At 40.0% G+C, this 24,490-nt stretch carries 22 protein-coding genes and 2 tRNA genes; 15 read left to right on the forward strand and 9 right to left on the reverse strand.

What is annotated here, in order from left to right; all coding sequences use genetic code 11:
- Nucleotides 1-5: 5 nt before the first annotated feature.
- The 4 genes from ftsL to E0H80_RS13565 form a co-directional block, all read right to left on the reverse strand.
- Entirely contained in the window at nucleotides 6-296 is a 291-nt protein-coding gene (gene ftsL, locus E0H80_RS13550; RefSeq protein WP_416224595.1) for a cell division protein FtsL, read from the reverse strand.
- A gap of 41 nt (nucleotides 297-337) precedes the next feature.
- Nucleotides 338-1,261, reverse strand: coding sequence for a 16S rRNA (cytosine(1402)-N(4))-methyltransferase RsmH (gene rsmH / locus E0H80_RS13555; protein WP_067868917.1), 924 nt, complete (start codon nucleotides 1,259-1,261; stop codon nucleotides 338-340).
- A gap of 516 nt (nucleotides 1,262-1,777) precedes the next feature.
- Nucleotides 1,778-2,794 (reverse strand): sulfate ABC transporter substrate-binding protein, encoded by a 1,017-nt coding sequence (locus tag E0H80_RS13560; RefSeq protein WP_131366660.1) that lies wholly within the window; start codon nucleotides 2,792-2,794, stop codon nucleotides 1,778-1,780.
- A 244-nt stretch (nucleotides 2,795-3,038) separates the two neighbouring features.
- Nucleotides 3,039-4,040 carry a sulfate ABC transporter substrate-binding protein gene (locus E0H80_RS13565; protein ID WP_131366662.1) on the reverse strand — a complete coding sequence of 334 codons (1,002 nt, stop codon included), beginning with the start codon at nucleotides 4,038-4,040 and terminating at the stop codon, nucleotides 3,039-3,041.
- Nucleotides 4,041-4,404: 364 nt separating this feature from the next.
- Between E0H80_RS13565 and E0H80_RS13570 the strand changes: the two genes are divergently transcribed.
- From E0H80_RS13570 to E0H80_RS13590, 5 genes are all read left to right on the forward strand, one after another.
- Nucleotides 4,405-4,707 (forward strand): hypothetical protein, encoded by a 303-nt coding sequence (locus E0H80_RS13570; protein ID WP_131366664.1) that lies wholly within the window; start codon nucleotides 4,405-4,407, stop codon nucleotides 4,705-4,707.
- A gap of 132 nt (nucleotides 4,708-4,839) precedes the next feature.
- Nucleotides 4,840-6,348 (forward strand): glutamate--tRNA ligase, encoded by a 1,509-nt coding sequence (gene gltX, locus E0H80_RS13575; RefSeq protein ID WP_131366666.1) that lies wholly within the window; start codon nucleotides 4,840-4,842, stop codon nucleotides 6,346-6,348.
- 57 nt (nucleotides 6,349-6,405) lie between these two features.
- Nucleotides 6,406-6,481: transfer RNA gene (locus E0H80_RS13580), tRNA-Ala, on the forward strand.
- Nucleotides 6,482-6,511: 30 nt separating this feature from the next.
- Nucleotides 6,512-6,587, forward strand: a tRNA-Glu gene (locus tag E0H80_RS13585).
- A 136-nt stretch (nucleotides 6,588-6,723) separates the two neighbouring features.
- On the forward strand, nucleotides 6,724-7,065 hold the full coding sequence (locus E0H80_RS13590; RefSeq protein ID WP_131366668.1) for a hypothetical protein: 342 nt from the start codon (nucleotides 6,724-6,726) through the stop codon (nucleotides 7,063-7,065).
- A gap of 30 nt (nucleotides 7,066-7,095) precedes the next feature.
- Here E0H80_RS13590 and E0H80_RS13595 read toward each other — a convergent pair whose 3' ends face one another.
- Nucleotides 7,096-8,058: a cation diffusion facilitator family transporter gene (locus E0H80_RS13595; protein WP_131366670.1), complete on the reverse strand. Its 963-nt coding sequence runs from the start codon at nucleotides 8,056-8,058 to the stop codon at nucleotides 7,096-7,098.
- 458 nt (nucleotides 8,059-8,516) lie between these two features.
- Entirely contained in the window at nucleotides 8,517-10,175 is a 1,659-nt protein-coding gene (gene ettA, locus E0H80_RS13605; protein ID WP_131366672.1) for an energy-dependent translational throttle protein EttA, read from the reverse strand.
- A gap of 307 nt (nucleotides 10,176-10,482) precedes the next feature.
- Between ettA and E0H80_RS13610 the strand changes: the two genes are divergently transcribed.
- The 4 genes from E0H80_RS13610 (at nucleotide 10,483) to E0H80_RS13625 (ending at nucleotide 14,409) form a co-directional block, all read left to right on the forward strand.
- On the forward strand, nucleotides 10,483-11,760 hold the full coding sequence (locus E0H80_RS13610; RefSeq protein ID WP_131366675.1) for an O-acetylhomoserine aminocarboxypropyltransferase/cysteine synthase family protein: 1,278 nt from the start codon (nucleotides 10,483-10,485) through the stop codon (nucleotides 11,758-11,760).
- 315 nt (nucleotides 11,761-12,075) lie between these two features.
- On the forward strand, nucleotides 12,076-12,963 hold the full coding sequence (locus E0H80_RS13615) for an SDR family NAD(P)-dependent oxidoreductase (RefSeq protein ID WP_067868940.1): 888 nt from the start codon (nucleotides 12,076-12,078) through the stop codon (nucleotides 12,961-12,963).
- Between the two features lie 80 nt (nucleotides 12,964-13,043).
- Nucleotides 13,044-13,358, forward strand: a complete 315-nt coding sequence (locus E0H80_RS13620; RefSeq protein WP_131366677.1) for a hypothetical protein — start codon at nucleotides 13,044-13,046, stop codon at nucleotides 13,356-13,358.
- A 58-nt stretch (nucleotides 13,359-13,416) separates the two neighbouring features.
- Nucleotides 13,417-14,409, forward strand: coding sequence for a DUF2806 domain-containing protein (locus E0H80_RS13625; RefSeq protein WP_131366679.1), 993 nt, complete (start codon nucleotides 13,417-13,419; stop codon nucleotides 14,407-14,409).
- Nucleotides 14,410-14,448: 39 nt separating this feature from the next.
- On the opposite strand, the gene E0H80_RS13630 is transcribed toward E0H80_RS13625, so the two are convergent.
- Nucleotides 14,449-16,815: a Tex family protein gene (locus E0H80_RS13630; RefSeq protein WP_131366681.1), complete on the reverse strand. Its 2,367-nt coding sequence runs from the start codon at nucleotides 16,813-16,815 to the stop codon at nucleotides 14,449-14,451.
- A gap of 336 nt (nucleotides 16,816-17,151) precedes the next feature.
- Between E0H80_RS13630 and ompR the strand changes: the two genes are divergently transcribed.
- From ompR to E0H80_RS13645, 3 genes are all read left to right on the forward strand, one after another.
- On the forward strand, nucleotides 17,152-17,916 hold the full coding sequence (gene ompR, locus E0H80_RS13635) for a two-component system response regulator OmpR (protein WP_067726874.1): 765 nt from the start codon (nucleotides 17,152-17,154) through the stop codon (nucleotides 17,914-17,916).
- A gap of 275 nt (nucleotides 17,917-18,191) precedes the next feature.
- Nucleotides 18,192-19,652 carry an ATP-binding protein gene (locus E0H80_RS13640; RefSeq protein ID WP_131366683.1) on the forward strand — a complete coding sequence of 487 codons (1,461 nt, stop codon included), beginning with the start codon at nucleotides 18,192-18,194 and terminating at the stop codon, nucleotides 19,650-19,652.
- A gap of 205 nt (nucleotides 19,653-19,857) precedes the next feature.
- Nucleotides 19,858-21,375 (forward strand): acetyl-CoA hydrolase/transferase family protein, encoded by a 1,518-nt coding sequence (locus E0H80_RS13645; protein ID WP_131366685.1) that lies wholly within the window; start codon nucleotides 19,858-19,860, stop codon nucleotides 21,373-21,375.
- A 143-nt stretch (nucleotides 21,376-21,518) separates the two neighbouring features.
- Here the strand turns inward: E0H80_RS13645 and E0H80_RS13650 are convergent, their stop codons facing one another.
- Nucleotides 21,519-22,268: a hypothetical protein gene (locus E0H80_RS13650; protein WP_131366687.1), complete on the reverse strand. Its 750-nt coding sequence runs from the start codon at nucleotides 22,266-22,268 to the stop codon at nucleotides 21,519-21,521.
- 179 nt (nucleotides 22,269-22,447) lie between these two features.
- Between E0H80_RS13650 and E0H80_RS13655 the strand changes: the two genes are divergently transcribed.
- Nucleotides 22,448-23,146 carry a DsbA family oxidoreductase gene (locus tag E0H80_RS13655; protein WP_131366689.1) on the forward strand — a complete coding sequence of 233 codons (699 nt, stop codon included), beginning with the start codon at nucleotides 22,448-22,450 and terminating at the stop codon, nucleotides 23,144-23,146.
- 91 nt (nucleotides 23,147-23,237) lie between these two features.
- On the opposite strand, the gene E0H80_RS13660 is transcribed toward E0H80_RS13655, so the two are convergent.
- Nucleotides 23,238-23,438 (reverse strand): dodecin family protein, encoded by a 201-nt coding sequence (locus tag E0H80_RS13660; RefSeq protein ID WP_067868960.1) that lies wholly within the window; start codon nucleotides 23,436-23,438, stop codon nucleotides 23,238-23,240.
- A gap of 243 nt (nucleotides 23,439-23,681) precedes the next feature.
- On the opposite strand from E0H80_RS13660, the gene E0H80_RS13665 reads away from it, so the two are divergent.
- Together E0H80_RS13665 and E0H80_RS13670 are read left to right on the forward strand one after the other, a co-directional pair.
- Nucleotides 23,682-23,909, forward strand: a complete 228-nt coding sequence (locus E0H80_RS13665) for a glycine zipper domain-containing protein (RefSeq protein WP_131366691.1) — start codon at nucleotides 23,682-23,684, stop codon at nucleotides 23,907-23,909.
- Nucleotides 23,910-24,131: 222 nt separating this feature from the next.
- Nucleotides 24,132-24,317: a hypothetical protein gene (locus tag E0H80_RS13670; RefSeq protein WP_131366693.1), complete on the forward strand. Its 186-nt coding sequence runs from the start codon at nucleotides 24,132-24,134 to the stop codon at nucleotides 24,315-24,317.
- Nucleotides 24,318-24,490 lie beyond the last annotated feature (173 nt).

The following is a 24,490-nucleotide window of genomic DNA, read 5'->3' on the forward strand; positions in this document are numbered from 1 at the left end:
TAGCCTTATTTTTTCTCGTCTGAAGTCATTGGTAAAGAAATTACAACTGTCTGTGCTGCAGGAGGAGAATACATTCGCAACTGCGTCACAGCACGTGTGCCTATCTGTGCGGTTGCACCAAAGGTTTGCTGCTCGATGAGCAAACGCCCCCACTCTGCATTCAGGTCATCCTTTTCGCGCGTAAAAGAACTTAATTCACGATAATCATGACGATATTCAAAGACTTGAAACACCACCATAAGTGCGCTAAAAAAAACCAATACCAGTAAAACGATATAACTGATGGTTTTTTTCATCGCCACTTTTTCTGCTTTCTTTTCAACAACTTCAGTTTTCATTATTCGCCTTTCGAAGCTAAGCGTTCTGCAACTCTAAGCCATGCACTACGTGAACGAAAATTGGCTTTAATCTCTTCTTCACTGGCACGTACTCGGGAAATTTTCTTTAAACGACGAGTATCTTCCCGTTCTTGTGGCATCCCCCAACTGGTATCTTCCGCTAAAGTCGATTCTTTTTGAATAAACTGTTTAATTAAACGATCTTCTAAGGAGTGGAAACTAATCACAGCCAAACGCCCCCCAGTTTTTAGTACATCCACTGCTTGCGGCAAGAATGCTTCAATATCTTCTAATTCTTTATTAATGGCAATACGGATGCCCTGAAAAGTTCGGGTGGCTGCATGTTTATTTTTTTCCCATTTCGGATGGGCAACTTTCACAATTTCAGCCAGTTGTGCAGTCGTTTCAATATAGCCCGCAGCTTTAATCGCTTTGGCAATACGGCGACTATAACGTTCTTCACCATATTGAAAAATAGCATTGGCCAAGGCTTCTTCTTCAATATTAACCAGCCATTCAGCCGCAGTCGGACCTTTTGAATTGTCCATCCGCATATCCAGTGGCCCATCTTTCATAAAACTAAAACCGCGTTCAGCCTGATCGAGCTGTGGGGAAGATACCCCTAAATCTGCCATCACGCCATCAACCAAACCAATACCTCGTGCTTCAAGCTCTTGTTTTAGATCGGCAAAACTGGCATGAATAATTTTAAACCGTGAATCTTCTTGCTCTAATATTGCTGCAGCTTCCAACGCTTGCGGATCTTTATCAAAGCCGTATACACGTGCATTTTCATCTAATTTAGAAAGCAAAAAACGGGTATGACCCCCTCGGCCAAAAGTACCATCGACATAAATTCCTGTATTTCGATCTGCCAATAAGGCATCAACAGTTTCGTGAAGTAATACAGAAATATGCGACATAAGGGTTCAATCAATACTATGAAAAATTTAACTGCACATTATTACCTTGTTTTGATAAAGCTCCAAACGACTTTTTGTAGGGAAATATTACTTTCTATAGAGAAAACCGTTCTTGGATTTATGCAACGCAGATTTAAGTCATCTTTCATGTGCTTTTATCGCATTTTAACAGCTCAATACGGGTGCAAATTGTTTGTTAAAATCAGGCTCTTTCCCACACCAATGATCAACAACTCAAAGACCAAGCAGAATATTCTGGTTGTTTATCTTTGACAGGTGATCCAGATCTGTAGTTTTCTCATATCAAAATTAGAGCTAGAGTATAATTCGGGCTTATTTTAAAACCCATCCCTAACAGCAAATTCAGGCTAAAAATGATGATCATCAATGCAAACGTCTTATTGAGGAGTAAAAAATTAAAGTTATATTTTTAATTCAATTTTTTTTAAAAACACCTCTAGTCAGAAATAAAAAAGCCCCCTATACAGGAGGCTTTTTTTAGGCGAGATCAATCCGTTATTTACGAGTGTTATAAATCTGATCGAAAGTTGCCCCATTCACAAAATGTGTTTTTTGCGCTTGAGCCCAGCCACCAAACACGTCATCAATGGTAAACGTTTTAATTTTAGGGAATTGAGCAGAATATTTAGCGAGCACTTCTGGATTACGTGGACGGTAGAAATATTTTGCTGCCATTTCTTGACCCAATGGTGAGTACAAGTAATTGATATAGCCTTTGGCTAACCATTTATTGCCATCTTTTTCGACATTTTTATCTACAATTGCCACTGAAGGTTCAGTCAAAATTGACATCGAAGGATAGATAATGTCGAACTTATTTTTACCTATGCTCTTTTGAGTCACCAGAGCTTCATTTTCCCAAGTCAGCAATACATCACCAATGCCACGTTCAGCAAAAGTGGTCATTGATGCGCGCGCAGCCGAGTCCATTACTTTTACGTTGTGGTACATTTTACCCACGAACTCTTTGGCTTTAGCATCAGTACCACCCGGTTGCTTAAGTGCATACCCCCAAGCAGATAAATATACCCACCGTGGCAACCCACCGGTTTTCGGATTTGGGGTAATAATTTGCACGCCCGGTTTGGTTAAATCAGACCAGTCTTTAATATGCTTTGGATTGCCTTTACGCACCATAAATACGATGGTAGAGGTATAAGGTGCAGAGTTATATGGAAACTCTTTTTGCCAACCCGGCTGGATTTGACCTGATTTAACAATTTCTTCAATATCATTGGCCAAAGCCAGGGTCACCACATCAGCTTGTAAGCCATCTACCACTGAACGCGCTTGTTTACCTGAACCACCGTGCGACTGTTTAAAATTTACCGTATGGCCGGTATGTTGTTTCCAGTAAGCCCCAAATGATTTATTAAATTCATCATAAAATTCACGGGTTGCATCATAAGATACATTTAAAAATTCACGATCTGCCTGAGCAGTGGTTGCAGTAAATGCAATGCCGGTTGCCAGCAATGCCGCACTGAATAACGCTTTAAATTGATTTTTCATCACAGTACAGACTAGTTATCTTCATTACTGCTAAATATATGAAATAAAATCATAAATCGCAATGAATTAAACCCTTGTGCATTCAACCGAATACTTCACCAAAATATTAAATTCATGTTTTTATTCAAGATAAATTAAACAACTTACTTATTCCGTATATATACTGTTTTCTGAATTATATATGCAAAAAACGGATAATAATCATTATCCGCTTCTGCTAAAAATCTTTAATCATCAATGAAATTTAGTTTTTCTCACTATAAATTTGATCAAAAATCGCACCATTCACAAAGTGGGTTTTTTGAGCTTTAGCCCAGCCACCAAACACATCACCAATGGTAAACAGTTTGATTTTTGGAAATTGCGCCGCATATTTTGCTGCGATTTGCGGATTACGTGGACGGAAGAAATATTGTGCAGCCAAATCCTGTCCCTTGGGTGAATATAAATAATTCAGGTAACCTTTAGCTAAATTACGGTTACCCTCTTTATCCACATTTTTATCGACAATCGCGACCGATGGCTCTGCCAAAATTGAAATAGAGGGATAAATAATCTGATATTTATCTTTACCCAAACCCTGAGTTGCCAGTAAGGCTTCATTTTCCCAAGACAACAACACATCGCCAATGCCACGTTCCGCAAAAGTGGTTAATGAACCGCGTGCACCCGAATCAAGCACTTTCACGTTTTGATAAAGCTTTTTCACCAACTCTTTGGCTTTGGCATCGTTACCGCCCGGTTGTTTTAGCGCATAGCCCCAAGCCGAAAGATAAATCCAGCGTGGCGCGCCCCCGGTTTTAGGATTTGGCGTGATAATTTCTACCCCTGGCTTGGTTAAATCATTCCAGTCTTTAATATTTTTAGGATTGCCTTTGCGTACCAGGAACACCACGATCGAGGTATAAGGTGCTGAATTATTCGGGAACTGTTTTTGCCAGTTTTTATTGATTAAACCTGCATTTACAATTTCTTCTATATCATTGGCCAAAGCCAGAGTCACCACATCAGCTTGTAAACCATCAATCACGGAACGCGCTTGCTTGCCTGAACCGCCATGGGATTGTTTGAAATTCACTTCTTGTCCAGTTCGCTGTTTCCAGAAATCACCAAATGCCTGATTATATTCTTGATAAAATTCACGCGTCGGATCATAGGAAACATTGAGAAAATCTTTTGCAGCGAAGCTATGTGAGGTGAGTCCTCCTAATACCGCCAGAATTGTAGATGCTATTATTTTTTTCATGATTTTAAACTCGTACTTAATGATTAAAAGCACTATATAAATCTAAAATATTTTTAACAATCATATATTTATATTTTTTTATTGATTAAAAATCAGTTTTATGGATATCTAATAAAATGCTTTTCTATGCATTTTTAATACTAAAAGACTCATAAACCAGTATAAATCTTCATCTTTGCTATAAATCTTCATGTTGTCTCCATAGTTATTTGATACAAAGGAGCTACATTGAATGGGTTTTTTATCCTTTTGTAAGAAAGTGTGACCCAGTTCTACTTTTATATTTTTTTATGTGTTTAAATGGTATCACTAGAATATAAAAAGAAAATCTAGAGAGTTCCAGACCAGAAAGGGGGATGTGGAAATGAAATTTACACCAGTTATAACAGCATTGAGTTTAAGTCTAACTTTAGGCTTGATGGCTCAAGTCGGTCATACAGCTGCCATTAAAGCCACCGATGCCAAAATCAGTGTTTTACCTGAAAAAACATCGCTGATTGAAAAAGCGTTACAACAACAAAAGCAAGGTTCGAATACTTTCCGTAATGACAATGATTTAAAAGTCCTGACTGAAATTAAAGCTGCACCTACACAAAGCTTTTTTGCTGCTCAAAATCAAAAATTTAGCCGTTTTGTCCAAGTATTTTTCCCGCAAAATAATTCTTAACTTAATACCGAACTTCTTGCCGCTTTAAGAAGTTTAGACGAAGCCTAATCCTCTCAATGTTGAATTTAACATTAAGATGATTAGGCTTTTTCGTTATAATACTTTCTATTCACATTCTGAAAAATATTCATTATGACTGTTCGTACTCGTATTGCCCCTTCTCCTACAGGCTTCCCACATGTAGGCACTGCATACATTGCCTTGTTTAACTTATGTTTTGCCAAACAGCATGGTGGAGAGTTTATTCTTCGTATTGAAGACACCGATCAACTTCGCTCAACCCCTGAATCTGAAAAAATGATTTTAGATTCATTGCGTTGGTTAGGTTTGAATTGGTCAGAAGGTCCCGATATTGGTGGTCCTCATGCACCATATCGTCAATCTGAACGTATGGACATCTATAAAAAATATGCTTTAGAACTTGTTGAAAAGGGTCATGCATTTTACTGCTTCGCAACGAGTGCAGAGTTGGATCAGATGCGTACCGAACAGCAAGCTCGCGGCGAAAGCCCGCGTTACGACGGTCGTGGTTTACTTTTATCTGAAGATGAAGTTCAACGTCGTTTAGCTTCAGGCGAAGCGCACGTTATTCGTATGAAAGTACCCGCTGAAGGTAGCTGTAAATTTGACGATATGCTGCGTGGTGAAGTGGAAATTCCATGGGCGCAAGTCGATATGCAAATTTTGCTTAAAACCGATGGCTTGCCAACGTACCATTTGGCCAATGTGGTCGATGACCATTTAATGCAAATTACCCATGTGATTCGTGGTGAAGAGTGGATTCCATCTGCACCTAAACACCAGTTGTTGTACCAATACTTTGGCTGGGATATGCCTGTGCTTTGTCACATGCCATTATTACGTAATCCGGATAAATCAAAACTGTCTAAACGTAAGAACCCAACTTCCATCAATTACTACAAAGATATTGGCGTACTTCCTGAAGCTCTATTGAACTATTTAGGCCGTATGGGCTGGTCAATGCCGGACGAAAGTGAAAAATTCACTTTGGCAAAAATGATTGAACATTTCGACATTAAGCGTGTATCGCTCGGTGGTCCAATCTTTGATGTAGAAAAGCTTAACTGGCTCAATGGTCAGTGGATTAAAGCGCTCTCTCCTGCCGAATTGTTAAATACACTTTTGGCCTGGAAAGCAGACCGTAAAATGTTGGAAGAGATTGCTGCTGCGATTCAACCGCGTATCAACTTGTTGTCTGAAGCCGTGAACTGGGCTGGCTTCTACTTCAATCAATTCCCGCAATTGTCTAAAGAACAATTTGAAAGCAAAAAATTGTCTGAAGAACAGGTTCGTCAAAGCCTGCAATTCGCGATTTGGCGCTTAGAAAGCTTATTTAGCTGGAATAACGATACGGTTAGCCAAACTTTAATGGACTTGGCAACTCAGATGGAAGTTAAGCTTCGTGATTTCATGCCTGCTTTCTTTACTGCCATTGCCGGTTCGACCAGTTCAACCCCGGTTATGCAGTCAATGGTGACCATTGGACCTGATTTAACTTTTGCACGTTTACGTCATGCACTTGAAATTGTTGGCGTTCCGAGCAAAAAAGAAACAAAAGTTTGGGAAAAACTCAATGAAAGCTTAAAATTGCCGAAAAATGACGCAGTTGATGAAGCATAAGTGATTTTATAGTTGACGTGTGGATGCAATATCCCTAATATTGCGTCCACACAGACTGGGGTCATAGCTCAGTTGGTAGAGCGCTACAATGGCATTGTAGAGGTCAGGAGTTCGATCCTCCTTGACTCCACCATCTCATGTTTTACCTGTGTTGCCTCGATAAGTCCCTATCGTCTAGAGGCCTAGGACATCGCCCTTTCACGGCGGTAACCGGGGTTCGAATCCCCGTAGGGACGCCAAATTCAAAAAAGCCACTGACCTATTCAGTGGCTTTTTTATTGCCTAAGTTTTTATTTATCTTTTTTCATAACTGTGTTTTTGATTTCTGTGGCATTCCGATTAGAATAACCCATAGATTAGAATTGTGGAGTTGCAATGCAATACCGTTGCCCAAAATGCCAAAGCCCTAAAATTATGCCTGTTGCACAATCAGGTGGACCTGCGGTACGTCCAGTTGTCCCTAAAAGTTTAGTCTTTTTAATTCCTGCTGTTTTCATCTTATTGCTGTTGGTTTTAATTAGTATTGCAATGTGGATTTTTGGCGATGGCGCCGGCACTACCCTGCAATCAGCAACAGTGGCGGTATTTGTACTGTGTTTGATCGCAGGCTTTTTGTTCTACCGCGACCTGCCGGACTTTAAAATCTCGATGCAAGGTTTTATGCAGTCACAAAAAAAATGGAAATGTCGTGAATGCAACCACGAGTGGGAAATTTAAAATAAAACTGCTTTCACATCAGCCCCATGTTCAGTCGTCGTGCTGATGTGAATCTTCATGCTGATAAGGAGATTGTGGTGGATTGTCATCCGGATGACCATGTGAATGCGCAAGACATTCATCTTCTTCAATCTGCAGGGTCATTTCAGTAATACCATGTATGTGGCTTAACATTTCCAAAGCCTGCTGATACAGGGCATTACGATCTGCCTGTGGTGCATATAAATGCACGGTCAGATGCACATTCTTCGAAGTAATCGCCCAAACCTTGAGCTGATGAATACTTTCGACATCTTTTAAATTCAGCAAATCATTGCGCAGTTTTTCAATATCAATTTCTTCCGGCACACCTTCAAGCAAAATATTGATACTTTGCTTCAATAAAACCCAGGTTCGAGGCAGTACCCAAAAACCAATCAGTACCGCAATTAAGGTATCAACCCAAACCCAGTGAGTGAAATAAATAATCACTGCCCCAATAAACACGCCTACAGAACCTACAGCATCACTCAAGACCTCCAAGTACGCCCCTTTTATATTCAGACTGTCCTGACTGCTTGAAAATAGAATTTTCATCGAAATCAGATTAATGATCAGGCCTATAATCGCCACGCTCATCATTCCCACACTTTGAATTTCAGGCGGATTGGAGAAACGCTGATAGGCCTCATACAAAATATACATCGCCACGACAAATAGCATCGATGCATTAAACACAGCTGCCAGAATTTCAAAGCGCTGATAGCCAAAAGTACGCTTATCATCGGCAGGAAGCTTGCCTATTTTTATTGCCACCAGTGCTATCGCAAGCGCAGCAGCATCCGTAAACATATGGGCTGCATCAGAGAGTAAAGCCAAACTTTGCGTGATAAAACCGGCGATCACTTCTACAATTAAAAATGTGGTGGTCAGCACCAAGGCAAAGGTTAATTTCTTGGCATTATTTTCGGTCACAACCGCATGACTATGATCATGCCCGTGAGATGTGCTCATTTTAAAGTTCCTTATTATTTTTAAATAATTTAACTTATTACCACTGTTTTAACATCACATGACTATCTCGTTAAATTTTATAAAGCCAATAAAATATTTATATATTTTATAAGCAGTCAATTACAAATCATTCATTTGAAAAATAAATAAAAACATCCGATTCAACACTTCAAGAGAATCAGGATGTACGTAATGCAATGTAGTTTTACCTCCGCGCAGCATTAACAGGAGATAAAGAAGTTCAATATAAAATGGGTTTAAGCGAGCTAAATGGTCAGTTAGGTTAGACCGTAGCTATATTCATGCAGAGCAGTGCTTAGAGCAAGCTGTACATCAAGGTCATCCTGAGGTGAAAGCAGAATTACAAAAAGCTTTTGATAGCTTGGCCTTTTGCTAAAAAATGTAAATAAAAAAACCAGCCCTCAGGCTGGTTTTTTTATTTACATCAAAATAAGTAATTAACCGATTTTTTTGTATTTAGAACGCTTTTGTGCAGCAGCATCACCTAAACGTGACTGGCGATATGCTTCATATTCAGCATAGTTACCCGCATAGAATTCAGGCTGTTCATTTTCAAACGACAAGATGTGTGTTGCAATACGGTCCAGGAACCAACGGTCATGCGATACCACCATTACGGTACCCGGGAATACAAGAATTGCATCCTCCAGCGCACGTAACGTTTCGATATCCAAGTCGTTTGATGGTTCATCCAGCAAAATCACGTTTGCGCCTTGCTGCAAGACTTTTGCAAGTTGCAGACGGTTACGCTCACCACCAGACAAGCTGCCAACACGTTTTTGCTGATCTTGGCCTTTAAAGTTGAAACGACCGATATAAGCACGTGATGCGATTTCGTAATCGCCCACTTTCAAGATATCTAAACCACCAGAAATTTCTTCCCAAACGGTTTTATTGTCATCCAAAGTATCACGCAACTGCCCTACGTAAGCCACTTTAACTGACTCACCCAGAGTTACCGTACCGGTATCGGGTTGTTGCTCGCCGGTCATCATACGGAACAGTGTGGTTTTACCTGCACCGTTAGGACCCACAATACCTACAATCGCAGTCGGTGGCACAGAGAAGGTTAAGTTCTCATAGAGCAAACGACCATCAAACGATTTGCTAATGCCTTCAACATCTACAACCTTGTTCCCTAAGCGTGCACCAGGTGGAATGTAGATTTCAGAAGTTTCGTTACGTTGCTGGAATTCTTTAGAGTTCAACTCTTCAAAACGTTCCATACGTGCTTTGTTTTTCTTTTGCTGACCTTTAGCATTTGAACGAACCCATTCAAGTTCTTTCTTCAATGCTTTCGCAAAAGATTCTTCCTGCTTGTTCTCTTGCTCTAAGCGGGCATTTTTCTGTTCCAACCAAGAAGAATAGTTGCCTTGGTAAGGAATACCATGTCCACGGTCAAGCTCCAGAATCCACTCGGCCACGTTATCCAAGAAATAACGGTCATGCGTAATCGCAACAATTGTACCGGCAAAGTCTTTCAAGAAACGTTCTAACCAAGTTACAGATTCTGCATCCAAATGGTTGGTCGGTTCATCAAGAAGCAACATGTCTGGTTTAGAAAGTAATAAACGACAGAGTGCAACACGGCGACGTTCACCACCTGAAAGCAGTTTTACGTCTGCATCCCAAGCTGGAAGGTTTAATGCAGCTGCGGCCTGATCCATCTGGTTGCTTAGGTTATGTGCATCCCAAGTCTGGATAATCGCTTCCAACTTCTCTTGTTCTTTGGCAAGTGCATCAAAGTCAGCATCTTCTGCTGCATATTCTGCAAATACTTCATCCAGACGTGCCAAAGCATCTAGAGGTTCACGTAAACCATCTTCAACGTTACCACGAACGTCTTTATTTGGATCTAATGGTGGTTCCTGCTCAAGATAACCGATTTTAATACCCGGTTGAGCACGTGCTTCACCTGAGAAATCTTTATCTACGCCCGCCATAATACGAAGCAAGGTCGATTTACCTGCACCGTTTAAACCAAGCACACCAATTTTTGCACCTGGGAAAAATGATAAAGAGATGTCTTTCAGGATTTCGCGCTTAGGCGGAACCATCTTCGACACACGGTTCATCGTGTAAATATATTGGGCCACGTAGGACTCCTCTATAGAAAAAACAACATTCGCATAACCATAATATTATGCGAACAAATAATTGCCGACATTATACGATGAAAGCGCTGAAAAAATAAGGCATAGCTCGCATCTTCAATAGAATGTTACAACTGAGGACACGTTTATTTTTTAAACATATTCATGCCCGCTTAATTCTGTTCAGCTGCAATTGAGAAACGCCCAGCGATATCAATATTCCAGATAACAATTTCACTTAAATAGCACTTTGATTCATATATAGAAATGCTAAACTTGGTCAAATTTAACTCACAAAGATGAAGTAAACATGACCTATAAAGACGAAACCCTTGCCATTCATGCCGGCTATAGTCCAGACCCCACCACAAAAGCAGTGGCTGTACCAATTTATCAGACTACATCTTATGCCTTTGACAATACACAACATGGGGCCGATTTATTTGATTTAAAGGTTCAGGGCAATATCTACACCCGTATTATGAACCCGACTACGGCTGTTCTAGAGCAACGTCTGGCTGCACTTGAAGGCGGTATTGGTGCATTGGCTTTAGCTTCCGGCATGTCAGCGATTACCTACTCCATTCAGACCATTGCCGAAGTGGGCGACAATATTGCCTCGGTTTCGACTTTATATGGCGGAACTTACAACTTGTTCGCACACACTTTGCCAAAACAAGGCATTGAAGTCCGTTTCTTTGATTATCAAAATCCGGAAGCGCTACGCGGTCTGATTGATGACAAAACCAAACTGGTATTTGTGGAATCCATCGGCAATCCACTGGGGAATATCATCGACCTGGAAGCGATTGCGAAAATTGCGCATGAATATGGCGTTCCGGTCATTGTCGATAACACAGTCGCCACCCCTGCTCTGCTGAAACCTTTTGAACATGGCGCAGATATCGTGGTGCATTCACTGACCAAATATATTGGCGGTCATGGCAACTCGATTGGTGGTGCCATTGTGGATAGCGGTAAATTTCCTTGGAGCAAATATCCTGAACGCTTCAAGGTACTCAATACACCTGATCCGAGTTATCACGGGGTGAATTATGTGGAAGCTTTAGGTGAAGCAGCTTATATCGCGCGTGCCCGTGTGGTGCCATTACGCAATACCGGTGCAGCGATTAGTCCTCTCAGCGTCTTCCTCATTCTGCAAGGTTTGGAAACTTTGAATTTACGTATGGAACGCCATACTGAAAATGCGCAAAAGGTGGCGGAGTATTTAAAGCAGCACCCTAAAGTAAAATGGGTCAATTACGCAGGCTTAAAAGATCATCCACAGCATGCTTTGGCACAAAAATATGTGAAAGGTAAACCATCTTCAATTCTTTCTTTTGGCGTACAAGATGGTCTTGCAGGCGGTACTCGCTTTATTGACGCGCTGCAACTTTTCACCCGTCTGGTGAATATTGGTGATGCAAAAAGTCTGGCTTGTCACCCTGCGACCACCACCCATCGCCAGTTGAATGAAGAAGAATTAAAGTCTGCGGGCGTCAGCACAGATATGGTTCGCTTATCGGTTGGGATTGAACATATTGATGATTTAATTGCAGATTTGGAACAGGCACTGGCTCAAGTTTAATGTTTTATAATCCACTTTAAACTGAACCTTCTTCCTCATCGGGAAGAAGGTTCTATATTTATTCAGTACTTTTTACTTATTTCTCTTTGCTTTGTTTTGAATTCATGGTAGAAATTAAGTAATAAGAAGAACAATAATAGAGCAATTACTCTAATTATATTTGTAAATTCAACAACTTATTTATAGATTTTTTTTAAACATTGGTTATCATAACCCAGATGAGAAGAGCTCAATTCCCCAATATTTTGAGCCAAATAATCAACTACAAAAAACATAATCTAGAATTTAGTTTTATTTAAATCAGGAAAAAACAGCGTGAATTCAAGACTAGAGAAACTCTTTCGAAATCGAGTTAACGGCAAAGTGGTTTTAATCACAGGTGCATCCAGTGGTATTGGCTTAACTGCTGCACATAAACTTGCCGATGCAGGCGCACATGTTTTATTGTTGGCGCGTACCAAAGACACATTAGATCAAGTTAAACAAGAAATTGAAGCAAAAGGTGGACAGGCTTCAGTGTTTCCATGCGATTTAAATAACATGGAATCGATTGATGAAGTCTCTAAACAGGTTTTAGAATCTGTCGATCATATTGATATTTTAATTAATAATGCAGGACGTTCTATTCGCCGTGCAGTACATGAATCGTCCGATCGTTTCCATGATTTTGAACGCACCATGCAACTGAATTACTTTGGCGCAATCCGTTTGGTCATGAATATTTTGCCGCAGATGATGATTCGTCGCGATGGTCATATTATTAATATCAGCTCAATTGGTGTATTGGCCAATGCGACCCGTTTTTCAGCTTACGTCGCATCTAAAGCTGCCTTGGATGCCTTTAGCCGCTGTCTGTCTGCCGAAGTTCATTCGCATAAAATTGCGATTACTTCGGTTTATATGCCATTGGTACGCACCCCAATGATTGCACCAACCAAAATTTATAAATATGTACCCACACTTTCGCCAGAACAGGCAGCAGATCTCATTGCTTACGCCATTGTAAAACGTCCGAAGAAAGTAGCGACTCACTTAGGCCGTTTGGCTTCCATCACCTACTCTATTGCACCAGATATCAATAACAAGTTGATGTCGATTGGTTATAACCTGTTCCCAAGCTCTTCAGCTTCGGTGGGTGAACCACAGAAATTGAATTGGGTACAAAAAGCGTATGCACGTCTGTTCCCGGGTGAACATTGGTAAGATATTTTCAAATAAAGGCCAGTCATGAGACTGGCTTTTTTATGTTATAAACAGGCATCATTTTTTGCTTTTAGATTTTTATGCGGATTGCTGCTGTTATTTTTCAATATGCCTGTTTGGCTTTTGCCCTGTTCCTTTGCTCCCGAATAGCAACCTCTCTCTATCAACAAGATTATCAATTGATGGAGATCGTCAGTGATGTCGGTAGTATTTTAATTTGTATCGACTTGGCTATATTTTTACATTTCAATAAGTCGATGGCATCGATAAAACTGAGAGGAACTGCTCAACAGTCTCCTGTACAAATTTCAAGACTAGAAAAGGTAAGTCGTAAATTAGGGCATTTGGGCATTATGCTGATTATTTGCAGTTGGATTGTGCCAAAGCTTGTATAAAAAAACCTCCCAAATGGGAGGTTTTTCGTTAAGATAATAATAATTAAATCAAATAACTATGAATATGGAACAAGAAATTATTAAGGCTGCTACTGGGATTGCAACAACAGCAGTAAATAAGGGTGTGGGAAAACTTACAGATTTATTATTTTCTAAAAAAATTCTTCAGCAAAAGCGGCTTGAAACTCTTTCTACGACCCAAGATCAAAAAGACGCTGAGCTTATTCAACAAGGTCTAGCAGAGTTTAGAGATGAAAGATTTATTTTAATCGAAGAACAAATTGGAAATCCTACCTCTCCTTTAGGGTTAATTCTTGCTCAGAATAATCAAAACCAATCTGAAAACTTAGGTAAATGCTTAAGCAAAGCTTATGAACATTTATCTGAAAAAGCTGATGAAGAAATCAGTGATGAGCAAATTTCAGAGACATTTTTTAATAAATGGATGAATTATGGGAAAGAGGTTTCTGAAGATGAATTACAAGATTTATGGGGACGTATTCTTGCAGAAGAAACTACTTTCCCTAATTCTGTAAATTATCTAGTTTTAAATACATTATCGATGATGAGTAAAAACCATCTGGAAGCTTTTAACGATCTAATACCATTTATTTGCGATAGAAATTTATATTGTAATAACACTCTATTAGCTGAGGAAAATTACTCTCATGTACCGCCTTCAATTTTATATGAGTTAATTGACTTAAATATTATTAAAGGCCTACATCCTGAAGATATTTTTTTCAAAAAAGAACTACTCAAAGTCACTTATGATGATGAAAGCTTTCCAGCAATTTATATTAATAAAACTAATTTTATAGTTCTCCGCCCTAATGAAAATGTAAAAAAAATTCAGCCTAATTTCTTTTTACTTACTACTGTTGGTCAAAAACTATTTGAAATAGCTATGAGTAATTATGAAATTGATGATTACTTTGGAAAACTAATTAATAATTTTAAACTTTTTCCTGAATTCAAATTGATCGAAGCTTTTGAATTAGTCTCTTTAATTGATAATGAATGGCAATCTAAACTAATTATTCAAAGATAAAAAACCTCCCATTAGGGAGGTTTTTTTAACAATCAAAGATTATTTTGAACCTTTAATTCCTGCTTGTAATAACAATGCACCTAAACCACCAATTTTTTGCTCTTGTGGTTTAGCAGCCTGAGGTTTTTTATGACCTTGTGGACGGTCGCCCTGAGGACGCGCAGTTTGCGGACGCTTCGCTTGTGGCTTACGTTCACCACGTTGCTCAGTCTGAGCATTTTGCTCACGGCGTGGCTGGCGTGGCGCTTTCGCTGGTGCTTCAGACCCTTCAGGACGCATAGACAAGTTGACACGATTACGTTCAGCATCTACTTGCAATACACGCACTTGAACAATTTGCCCCGGTTTCACCACTTTATGCGGATCTGCTACGAATTCATTGGCAAGTTCAGAAATATGTACCAAACCGTCTTGATGTACACCAACATCTACAAATGCACCGAAGTTGGTTACATTGGTGATCACGCCTTCAAGCTGCATGCCTTCTGTCAATTGCGATACTTCGGTAATGTCTTCACGGAACTTCGCAGTACGGAATTCTGGACGTGGGTCACGCCCCGGTTTTTCCAGTTCGCTCAGCACGTCTTGAATCGTTGGTAGACCGAATTTGTCATCTGCAAATTCTTCAGCATTTACCTGACGAATGATTTCAGAATTACCGATGATGTCTTTTACCGTAGTTGCTTTTGCTTCAACGATTTTGCTGACCAAAGCATAGCTTTCAGGGTGAACGGCTGATGCATCCAATGGTTCAGAACCATCTTGAATACGCAAGAAACCTGCTGCCTGTTCAAAAGTACGCTCACCTAAACGAGGTACATTTTTCAAGGCTTGACGGTTGTCAAAACGACCATTTTCTTTACGGTATTCAAAAATCTGTTGTGCAATCGATTTATTCAAACCTGCGATATACGACAGGACTGCAGGAGATGCAGTATTGACATCTACACCGACCGAGTTCACACAGTCTTCAACCACAGCTTCAAGCGTTTTCGCCAGTCCTGTTTGGTTTACGTCATGTTGATATTGACCTACACCAATCGATTTAGGATCAATCTTCACAAGTTCAGCCAATGGATCTTGTAAACGACGGGCAATTGATACTGCACCACGAATTGAAACGTCGAGCTCTGGCAATTCTTGTGAGGCCAATTCAGACGCAGAATAAACCGATGCACCCGCTTCAGATACTGAAACACGGGTAAGGTTCAAGTCTGGGTTTGCCGCCATCATTTCTGCAATAACCGCTTCTGTTTCACGACTAGCAGTGCCGTTACCAATCGCAATTAGATCGACATTGAATTCACGGCACAGACGTGCAAGTTCGGCAATTGAACCTTCTTTGTCTTCTTTTGGCGCAAATGGGTAAATTGTGCTGTGTGCAACAACCTCCCCAGAAGCATTAACCACCGCCAATTTCACGCCGGTACGGATGCCAGGATCGACACCTAAAGTGGTACGCGCGCCTGCAGGTGCAGAAAGCAATAAATGACGTAAGTTTTCTGCAAAGACGTCCATTGCATCGCTTTCAGCGGCAAGACGTTTTTCAGTCAACAAGGAATGTTCAATTTGCGGACGAACCTTACCTAACCAGAACAGCTTAGCAGTCTGTTTTAAGTAATCTGCACGCGCCTGTGGTTGAACCGAATCAAGATTGTATTCAGTTTCAATACGCGCCAAAAGTGCATCATCTTCACCATCAACCTTTAAACCCAAAACGTTTTCCTGACGCCCGCGTAACATGGCAAGCAAGCGGTGTGAAGGAACTTTATTGAAGTTTTCAGAGAAATCGAAGTAATCGCGGAATTTCTTGCCGACTTCTTTTTTATCTTCACTTGCCACTGCGCTTTTTAAAACCGCGGTTTTAGCAAAGCTCGCTTTTAATTCTGTAGTCAACGCAATATTTTGCGCCCAGTCATCAATCAGAATGTGCTGGATCGCATCCAGCTGACTTTCTACATCTGGATAATCTTCATGGCTAAAGCCAGCTAAAGCTTCAGTTGGATCAACTTGCTCTGCAAAGATTTTTTCCGCGATTGGACCCAAACCTGCTTCTTTGGCTTTAAAGGATTTGCTGGTACGTTTTGGACGGTACGGCGCGTAAAGTTCTTCTAAAGCATTCTTGGTTTCAGCAGCGTTTATGCGGTTGAGTAAATCATCTGACAATTTATTTTGTTCTTTCAGAGATTCAAGCACTTTTTCACGGCGCTCAAATAAATCGCGCAGATACGATAAACGCGTGTCGAGTTGGCGTAACTGCGTATCGTCTAAGCCCTGAGTTACTTCTTTACGGTAACGTGCAATAAAAGGAACGCTTGCACCTTCATCAATCAGCTTGATGGCAGCTTCTACTTGATTTGGACGTACGGCAATTTCTTTTGCTAACTGCTGAACTAAGTCAGTCATCGTGTTTGATCCCACAAGGATAAGTACTAAATGGCATGATTATAAAGACCAAGACCATAAAATCCACAATTGTTTTTATTAAATTTATAAGTGGTCAATATTGCCAATCGATGTGACTTTTATAATTGCCTACAAAATTAAGTGATAAGTCGTTTTTTAATCTGCATCTTGAGCGTAATTCACTATAATTTTGATGTATACATTTGGTATCTATGTCTTGATTTTACCTGCTATATTTGTTGCTTTAGAGCATAGTAAACAGATACAAATGAATCGTATACTCAAGGCTATCCGAACTTTTGTTTACGATGACAATAAAGAATAAAGGAGCATATCATGAGTTTAGTTGTACCTGCTGAAAAAACAGATCCAGTACAAAACGAAACTGATCGCGTCGAACGCATTCTGGTTGTAGATGATGATGTGCGTTTACGTACGTTATTACAGCGCTTTCTAGAAGATAAAGGCTTCGTGGTCAAAACTGCACACGATGCAACACAAATGGATCGTTTATTACAGCGCGAACTTTTCTCCCTGATCGTGCTCGATTTCATGTTACCTGTAGAAGATGGCCTCAGTATTTGCCGTCGTTTGCGTCAATCCAATATCGACACACCGATTATCATGCTGACTGCACGCGGCAGCGACTCTGACCGTATTGCCGGGCTTGAAGCCGGTGCAGATGATTACTTGCCAAAACCCTTTAATCCAAATGAGCTGTTAGCACGTATTCGGGCAGTATTGCGTCGTCAAGTACGCGAAGTGCCGGGTGCGCCTAGCCAGCACATGGAAGTGGTCAGTTTTGGTCCATGGTCACTGGATTTATCAACCCGTACCCTGACCCGTGAAGGTCAAGTGGTAACGCTGACTACAGGTGAGTTTGCCGTACTTAAAGCATTGGTACAACATCCACGTGAACCGTTGACGCGTGACAAATTAATGAATCTGGCTCGTGGTCGTGAATGGGGTGCAATGGAACGCTCTATCGACGTTCAGGTGTCTCGTTTACGTCGTCTGGTTGAAGAAAACCCTGCTCGTGCACGTTATATTCAAACCGTTTGGGGCGTAGGTTATGTCTTTGTTCCAGATGGCGCGGAATAATGACTACAATGTTTGAATACAAAGCCATTTGTTATTCAAACTGAGATTAGATACGCATGCATGCCATTCACAACCTGCCCTTCATTCGATAAATATTGTTTCTGCGATGCTCTAAGTAAACAGATAACAGTGAACAGGTTTTGTGGATGGCAAAAGTTTTTGGTTACTTTTTTCGAAAAAATAACCTGTTGAGCTCCTTCCAATAAACGTACAAACAGGAAGACTCCGCTATTAGCCTTAAACTGTTCGCCCCAAATTCACCATAGGAATCAGGTGTGAAACTCGAACCCATCGACCCACAGAAATTTACTGATTTTGAGACTTATTCGGAAAAGAAGCGCACCCGCTCGGAACGTTTCTTTGACAAGATTAAGCCGCGTTCTGCTGCAATGCGTACCACGGTGCTCGTATTATTCATTGTATTCTTCAGTTTATTTATGTCGTTATGGTTCTTTTGGCGTACGCTTTATTTACCCGAGATTCAGCAGCATGCACGCTATTTAGGGGTTGAACTAGAAATTATCAATAATCCAGATTTACGGATTTTTCATAATAATGCCGAAGTAGATGTCGATACCTGGTTAAAAAACCGCGTCGGAATTGAATATATTACCGATCCGAAAGAATATCCGAGTGTGCGTGACAAAGTCATTGCCGAGTTTTTTACCAACCAAATTGAGAAAAAGCTGGCCAAAGAACTGAAAGTTGAAAAAGTAACGGTCTATTTCCAGTTTAAACCGAGCCCGCGTATTTGGATTCAAACTCCGGAAATGAACGGGCACTGGGTGCGTGAACCCTTAAAAACTTATGCCAACTATAGCCCGGAACTGGTGTTTGGCTGGTTACTCGGCGTACCACTGATTGCCGCCGCCATTATTTTGACCCTGGTTCGCCAATTAAATCGGCCCCTACGTCGTCTGCAAAATGCGGCAAATAACTATAGTAAAACCGGTTCTGCACCTTATCTGGAAACCAACCATGGTCCTCAAGAAATTCGTGAAGTAAACCAAGCTTTTAATCAAATGATTTATACCTTGGATCAGACTGAGCGTGACCGCCGTATTATGTTGGCCGGCATTTCACATGACTTGCGTACACCCTTGACCCGAATTCGCTTAAGCGCAGAAATGATGCCTGATGAAGACTTTCTTAAAGAAGGTTTGATTTATGATGTCGAAGATATGGATGCAATTCTTGATCAGTTCATTTCATACATGCGAGATGGTTCAGATGAAGAATTACAAGACACTGACATTAATATGCTGTTGCAAGAATTAGTCATTCAGTTCAAACCCTTAGATATCCGTTTTACGGCCCAAGATATCCCCCCCATTCAGGCCCGTAGCCAGTCTTTAAAACGTATGATTGGCAATTTAATTAATAACTCGAAACGTTATGGGGCTGAACCCATTGAATTATCAGCCAAAGTTGAAAATGAGCATATTTTTATTAGTGTTGCAGACAATGGCGACGGTATTCCAGAGGATCAGGTTGAAGACTTAATGCAACCTTTTGTACGAGGCAATGAAGCGCGTACCGTCCAAGGAAGTGGTTTAGGTTTAGCCATTGTAAAACGTATTGTCGATATGCATCAGGGGCAACTTACCATTCACAATCGCCCTCAAGGAGGGTTGGAAGCGCTTATTTGTTTACCTATTCTTCACAATAAAACAGAAGATGAGGTTCCCCCCACCACTTTGGGGAAAATTAAACAAACCTTGACTGAACACTTTTAACAATTGAACAAATAACCAACAAACAGATTTGCTTAACCATTAATCTGTTATTTTTTATATCTTTAAAATCAATAACCTAAAAACCATAAAAAATTGTTATACCCACATTTTTTCAAAAAATTAGACCTTAGCCTAACAGGCATGCACAATTCCTTTTTAGGGCGGTACAATCCGTCTAGTTTTGAACAAGAATTGAGCGTAAACCATGTCTTTAGATCGTATTCGTTTAGCATCACTTCATGACAAAGTCATGAGTGCCGAACAAGCTGCTACTTTTATCCAAGATGGTATGACTGTAGGGATGAGTGGATTTACTCGTGCAGGTGAAGCGAAAGCTGTTCCTTTAGCACTTGTAAAGCAAGCTCACAGTAATCCTTTGAAAATTACTTTAATTACTGGCGCGAGTCTTGGTAACGACTTAGACAAACAATTAACTGAAGCAGGTGTGCTTGCTCGCCGTTTACCTTTCCAAGTGGATAATACTTTACGTAAAGCTATCAACAAAGGCGAAGTGATGTTCATCGATCAGCATTTGTCTGAAACCGTTGAACAAATGCGTAACCTTCAGCTTAAAAAACCGGATATTGCAATTATTGAAGCAGTTGCGATTACTGAAGATGGCGGCATCATCCCAACCACATCTGTAGGTAACTCTGCAAGCTTTGCCATTTTTGCTGAAAAAGTCATTGTAGAAATCAACACCAATTTAAGCCCTGCTTTTGAAGGCTTACACGATATTTATATCCCGAGTTACCGTCCAACACGTCAGCCTATTCCATTGACTGAAGTGGATCAACGTATTGGCACCCATGCGATTAACATCGATCCGTCTAAAATTGTCGGGATCGTGATCAACGGTGAATTCCATGACTCACCATCAACTGTCACTGAACCAGATGATGAGACTCAAGGTATTGCCAATCACTTGATCGCATTCTTTGAAAAAGAAGTTGCAGAAGAGCGTTTACCAAGAAGCTTAGGTCCATTACAAGCAGGTATTGGCTCTATTGCCAATGCTGTTTTGACCGGTCTGAAAGATTCAAACTTTGAAGATTTAGTGATGTATTCAGAAGTACTGCAAGACTGTACCTTTGAATTAATCGATGCCGGTAAAATGAAGTTTGCTTCAGGAAGTTCTATTACGCTTTCGGCTAAATACGGCGAAAAAGTATTTAATAACCTCGAAGCATACAAAGACAAACTGGTACTTCGTCCACAAGAAATCTCAAACCATCCGGAAATTGTTCGTCGTTTAGGGATTATTGGCATCAATACTGCGCTCGAGTTTGATATTTACGGCAACGTAAACTCAACGCACGTTTGCGGTACAAAAATGATGAACGGTATCGGTGGGTCAGGCGACTTCGCGCGTAATGCACACATTGCAATATTCGTTACCAAATCAATTGCAAAAGGTGGCGATATTTCATCTGTTGTTCCATTTGCCTCTCACATTGACCACACAGGTCATGACGTAGACGTATTGGTAACAGAACAAGGGCTTGCGGACTTACGTGGTCTTGCACCGCGTGAACGTGCTCGTGCAATCATTGATAACTGTGCTCACCCAATATACCGTGATGCATTGAATGATTACTTTACTCGTGCATGCGAACGTGGTGGCCAAACCCCTCACCTTCTTCATGAAGCACTTGCATGGCACTCTAATTTTGAAGAAACCGGTCATATGTTAGCAGCTCAAGTAGAAGCTAAAATTGCTTAATCAGCAAGATTAAATGACATTAAAAAAAGCGTACTACGGTACGCTTTTTTAATTTTAAGAAAATGATTCTAAGCAGATCATTTATTTTACATAAAAAGATTAAATTCAATCCTGATCTGTTCAGGATCATGCCAATTCAAATGCTATAACTTCTGCTCCACCGCGTTGCGATTTTGCTTTTTAATTTTTTCCATTTCTGCATTTAGCTGCAACACTTCCTGATACAAGGCATTAAATTCCTTTAACGGTTGATCTTCATAAAACATAAAGGTTTTATTCTTTTTCTGCCATTTATTATTTTTCAGAATTTCAAACAATGCATCCGCTTTATTTAACACTTGTAGCTCCAATGCAAATAAAGCATGAGTTTTATCACTGTCTCGACTTTCACGCAGGCTATCCGTTAATTGATGTCGCAGATTGGCTTTGATGGATAAATGCTTGGCTCGCGTTAAAGAATCTTCTTCACGTTGTTGGGTTTGTTGTTGATACTGTGCGGTCAGAAGATGGGCCTGTTTCAACATCTGCTCGGTCTCTACAAACTTTTGTTTACGGTCTTGATCCAAGCGGTCGATATTTAAAAATTCATCCCAATGTATTGCTTTAAGCGTGCGTAAATATTCATTCCTGGCTTCAGCATTTTGAATCATTTGACTCAGCACAAAGTCAGCCATCACTTTATAGTCGCCCTGTAAACGATTATCTGACACGTTGACATCAATGGGTTTAGACCAGTCTTGCGCTTGTTCATAAATGAGTTCTGCTTTTTCATACAATACAGTCTGGTAGTCCTTAAGTTGACTCAGATCATTTTGTTGTACCGAATACTGATAAAACAGCCAACCAAATATGGTACATGTCGCCAATCCTAAGATCAGAAAAATCCTTGGCATGCGAAACTCCCTATACTGACTTTTTCATAGCATAACCCGATTCAAAACCCTTCTGCTTATTTATTCCGCTCAAACAGATTGCGTTTTTCTAGCCCGATTCGGTTTTAATTTAATTTTCATGCTTTAAATTTTGCTCTGCACCCCCATCAATATAGGCAATAAAAGATTAGAGATTTCTCATGCGCGTAGATATTTGGTCAGATGTGGTTTGTCCTTTTTGCTATATCGGCAAAAAACGTCTTGAAGCTGCTGCCGAACAAGCAGGTTTAGAACTTGAAGTTCACTGGCATAGTTATGAATTAGATCCAGAAGCACCCATCCGTCAGGAAATTTCAAACTCTGAACGTCTCGCGCAAAAATACGGCCGTACAGTTGCAGACGTTGAAGAAATGCAACGTAATATTGCCACTATGGCAGCTGAAGAAGGCATTCAATTCAATTGGGAAAATGCCAACTCAGGGAACACTTTCAATGCACATCGCATTATTCACTTGGCTCAAAGTAAAGGCTTGGGTTCAGAAGCCGAAGAAGCCTTTTTCTATAGTTATATGACTCAAGGTTTACCCATTGGTGAACGTGAAACGATTGAAGACGTTGCTGCGCGAATTGGCTTAAATCCAGTTGAAGTAGAGGATGTTTTAAACTCAGAAGAATATGCTGACTTCGTTAAATTTGATGAAGAAGTCGCACGTGATCAATTAAAAGTCACCGGTGTACCGTTTTTTGTCTTTGATCAACGCGTAGCCTTAGCTGGCGCACAACCACGTGAAGTATTTTTACAAGTCTTTGAAAAAGCTTTAGAGGCACCTCAATCGGAGGTCAAAACCGCTGAGGCCGCAGTCTGCAAGGATGATCTCTGTGATGTTCCAGAAAAATAATTCTCTCTCATTTTAGATGACATTGATTTACGATCGCTATTAATTAAAAATCCCCTGCTTAGGGGATTTTTTAACTTCAAGCTGCATCACGCTAATCGACCAAGAAACTAATTTTTAAATTCACCCGATACTCAGTAATTTTATTGTCCTTAATCACTACTTTTTGCTCATTAATCCATGCACCTTGCACATTTTTTATTGTTTCGGTTACTTTCTCAATACCTGTCTGAATTGCATCTTCAAAACTTTTATTACTGCTGGAATTAACCTCAACAACTTTTGCGATAGCCATTGTTCAAACCTCAAGTTTTATTGTTGTGAGTCCCGATCATAGGATATTTTCTAAACAAAATTTTGGGTTTTAACATTACACCGCAAAAACTTACATGTAAGACACAATATCAATATCAACGATTTAGTTCTTACAAAACACAACTTATATATACAAGGCTTTGACACAACCAGAGACACAATTCGCTAGTCTGATATGCGGAACATTTAAGTTCTCAATCATTCAACTTTATAAGAGGTAAATATGAATACTGAAGCTCAAAATTCTAATGCTGATTCAACTGCAGACTCTACATCTGGACATCGCTCAAGCATGAAATCACCTTTTTCCCCTACGGTTACCGGTGCTTTGATTGGTGCTGTTGCCGGAAGTATATTACCTGTATTTGGTACCGTGAGTGGCGCTATTATTGGCGGCATTTTTGGTAAAGTTTATGAGAAAAAATGCCAAAGCAAATGTCATAAAAATTGATATTTTTAAACCATTTAAGACAGATTGTGAAAAGACAATCTGTCTTAGAGCAAAAACTCTAAATATATGATTTATATAATAATTTAAACTCACCATTCATCTTTTTTCGACCGCAAGCACTTCCATAACCTGCTCATTTTTTGATATCCTTTATGTGAAATATATTTTATTTATCTCCCTTGCCTATTGTCTTAGGCATCCTTTCACCTAAAGGAAATAATGATGAACGCTATTCAATCTGTTTTGGCTATCGCTGTTGTGGCTTTTTCTGCAAATGTATCTGCTCAAATTGTTTTTGTTCCAGATTTTCCTGCTAAAAAAGCAGTTGAGACTATAAATGCTGAACAAAAAGCCCCTGCTTCTGAAGCAGTAGAGCAGACTAAAATGACCGTGAAAAAAGCAGCTTAAGGGCTACCTTATTCCCTAAAAAACAGACCAGCCTAACTCAGTCTGTTTTTTAGGGTCAAAAATTAATTTTATTTCATCTTCTTTATACTGGATAAAAGATCCTGAATACTGATTCATCTAATTCTTTTCAATTTAATGAAAAATAAAACAATAAATCATGATCTATTTTGCAA

The organism is Acinetobacter sp. ANC 4779 (genome assembly GCF_004331055.1).
Classification (GTDB): Bacteria; Pseudomonadota; Gammaproteobacteria; order Pseudomonadales; family Moraxellaceae; genus Acinetobacter.

What these genes read in the sequence shown, in the direction of transcription:
- ftsL (WP_416224595.1), bottom strand. Translation starts at nt 296, where the DNA reads ATGAAAAAAACCATCAGTTATATCGTTTTACTGGTATTGGTTTTTTTT.
- rsmH (WP_067868917.1), bottom strand. Translation starts at nt 1,261, where the DNA reads ATGTCGCATATTTCTGTATTACTTCACGAAACTGTTGATGCCTTATTG.
- E0H80_RS13560 (WP_131366660.1), bottom strand. Translation starts at nt 2,794, where the DNA reads ATGAAAAATCAATTTAAAGCGTTATTCAGTGCGGCATTGCTGGCAACC.
- E0H80_RS13565 (WP_131366662.1), bottom strand. Translation starts at nt 4,040, where the DNA reads ATGAAAAAAATAATAGCATCTACAATTCTGGCGGTATTAGGAGGACTC.
- E0H80_RS13570 (WP_131366664.1), top strand. Translation starts at nt 4,405, where the DNA reads ATGAAATTTACACCAGTTATAACAGCATTGAGTTTAAGTCTAACTTTA.
- gltX (WP_131366666.1), top strand. Translation starts at nt 4,840, where the DNA reads ATGACTGTTCGTACTCGTATTGCCCCTTCTCCTACAGGCTTCCCACAT.
- E0H80_RS13590 (WP_131366668.1), top strand. Translation starts at nt 6,724, where the DNA reads ATGCAATACCGTTGCCCAAAATGCCAAAGCCCTAAAATTATGCCTGTT.
- E0H80_RS13595 (WP_131366670.1), bottom strand. Translation starts at nt 8,058, where the DNA reads ATGAGCACATCTCACGGGCATGATCATAGTCATGCGGTTGTGACCGAA.
- E0H80_RS13610 (WP_131366675.1), top strand. Translation starts at nt 10,483, where the DNA reads ATGACCTATAAAGACGAAACCCTTGCCATTCATGCCGGCTATAGTCCA.
- E0H80_RS13620 (WP_131366677.1), top strand. Translation starts at nt 13,044, where the DNA reads ATGCGGATTGCTGCTGTTATTTTTCAATATGCCTGTTTGGCTTTTGCC.
- E0H80_RS13625 (WP_131366679.1), top strand. Translation starts at nt 13,417, where the DNA reads ATGAATATGGAACAAGAAATTATTAAGGCTGCTACTGGGATTGCAACA.
- E0H80_RS13630 (WP_131366681.1), bottom strand. Translation starts at nt 16,815, where the DNA reads ATGACTGACTTAGTTCAGCAGTTAGCAAAAGAAATTGCCGTACGTCCA.
- ompR (WP_067726874.1), top strand. Translation starts at nt 17,152, where the DNA reads ATGAGTTTAGTTGTACCTGCTGAAAAAACAGATCCAGTACAAAACGAA.
- E0H80_RS13645 (WP_131366685.1), top strand. Translation starts at nt 19,858, where the DNA reads ATGTCTTTAGATCGTATTCGTTTAGCATCACTTCATGACAAAGTCATG.
- E0H80_RS13650 (WP_131366687.1), bottom strand. Translation starts at nt 22,268, where the DNA reads ATGCCAAGGATTTTTCTGATCTTAGGATTGGCGACATGTACCATATTT.
- E0H80_RS13655 (WP_131366689.1), top strand. Translation starts at nt 22,448, where the DNA reads ATGCGCGTAGATATTTGGTCAGATGTGGTTTGTCCTTTTTGCTATATC.
- E0H80_RS13660 (WP_067868960.1), bottom strand. Translation starts at nt 23,438, where the DNA reads ATGGCTATCGCAAAAGTTGTTGAGGTTAATTCCAGCAGTAATAAAAGT.
- E0H80_RS13665 (WP_131366691.1), top strand. Translation starts at nt 23,682, where the DNA reads ATGAATACTGAAGCTCAAAATTCTAATGCTGATTCAACTGCAGACTCT.
- E0H80_RS13670 (WP_131366693.1), top strand. Translation starts at nt 24,132, where the DNA reads ATGAACGCTATTCAATCTGTTTTGGCTATCGCTGTTGTGGCTTTTTCT.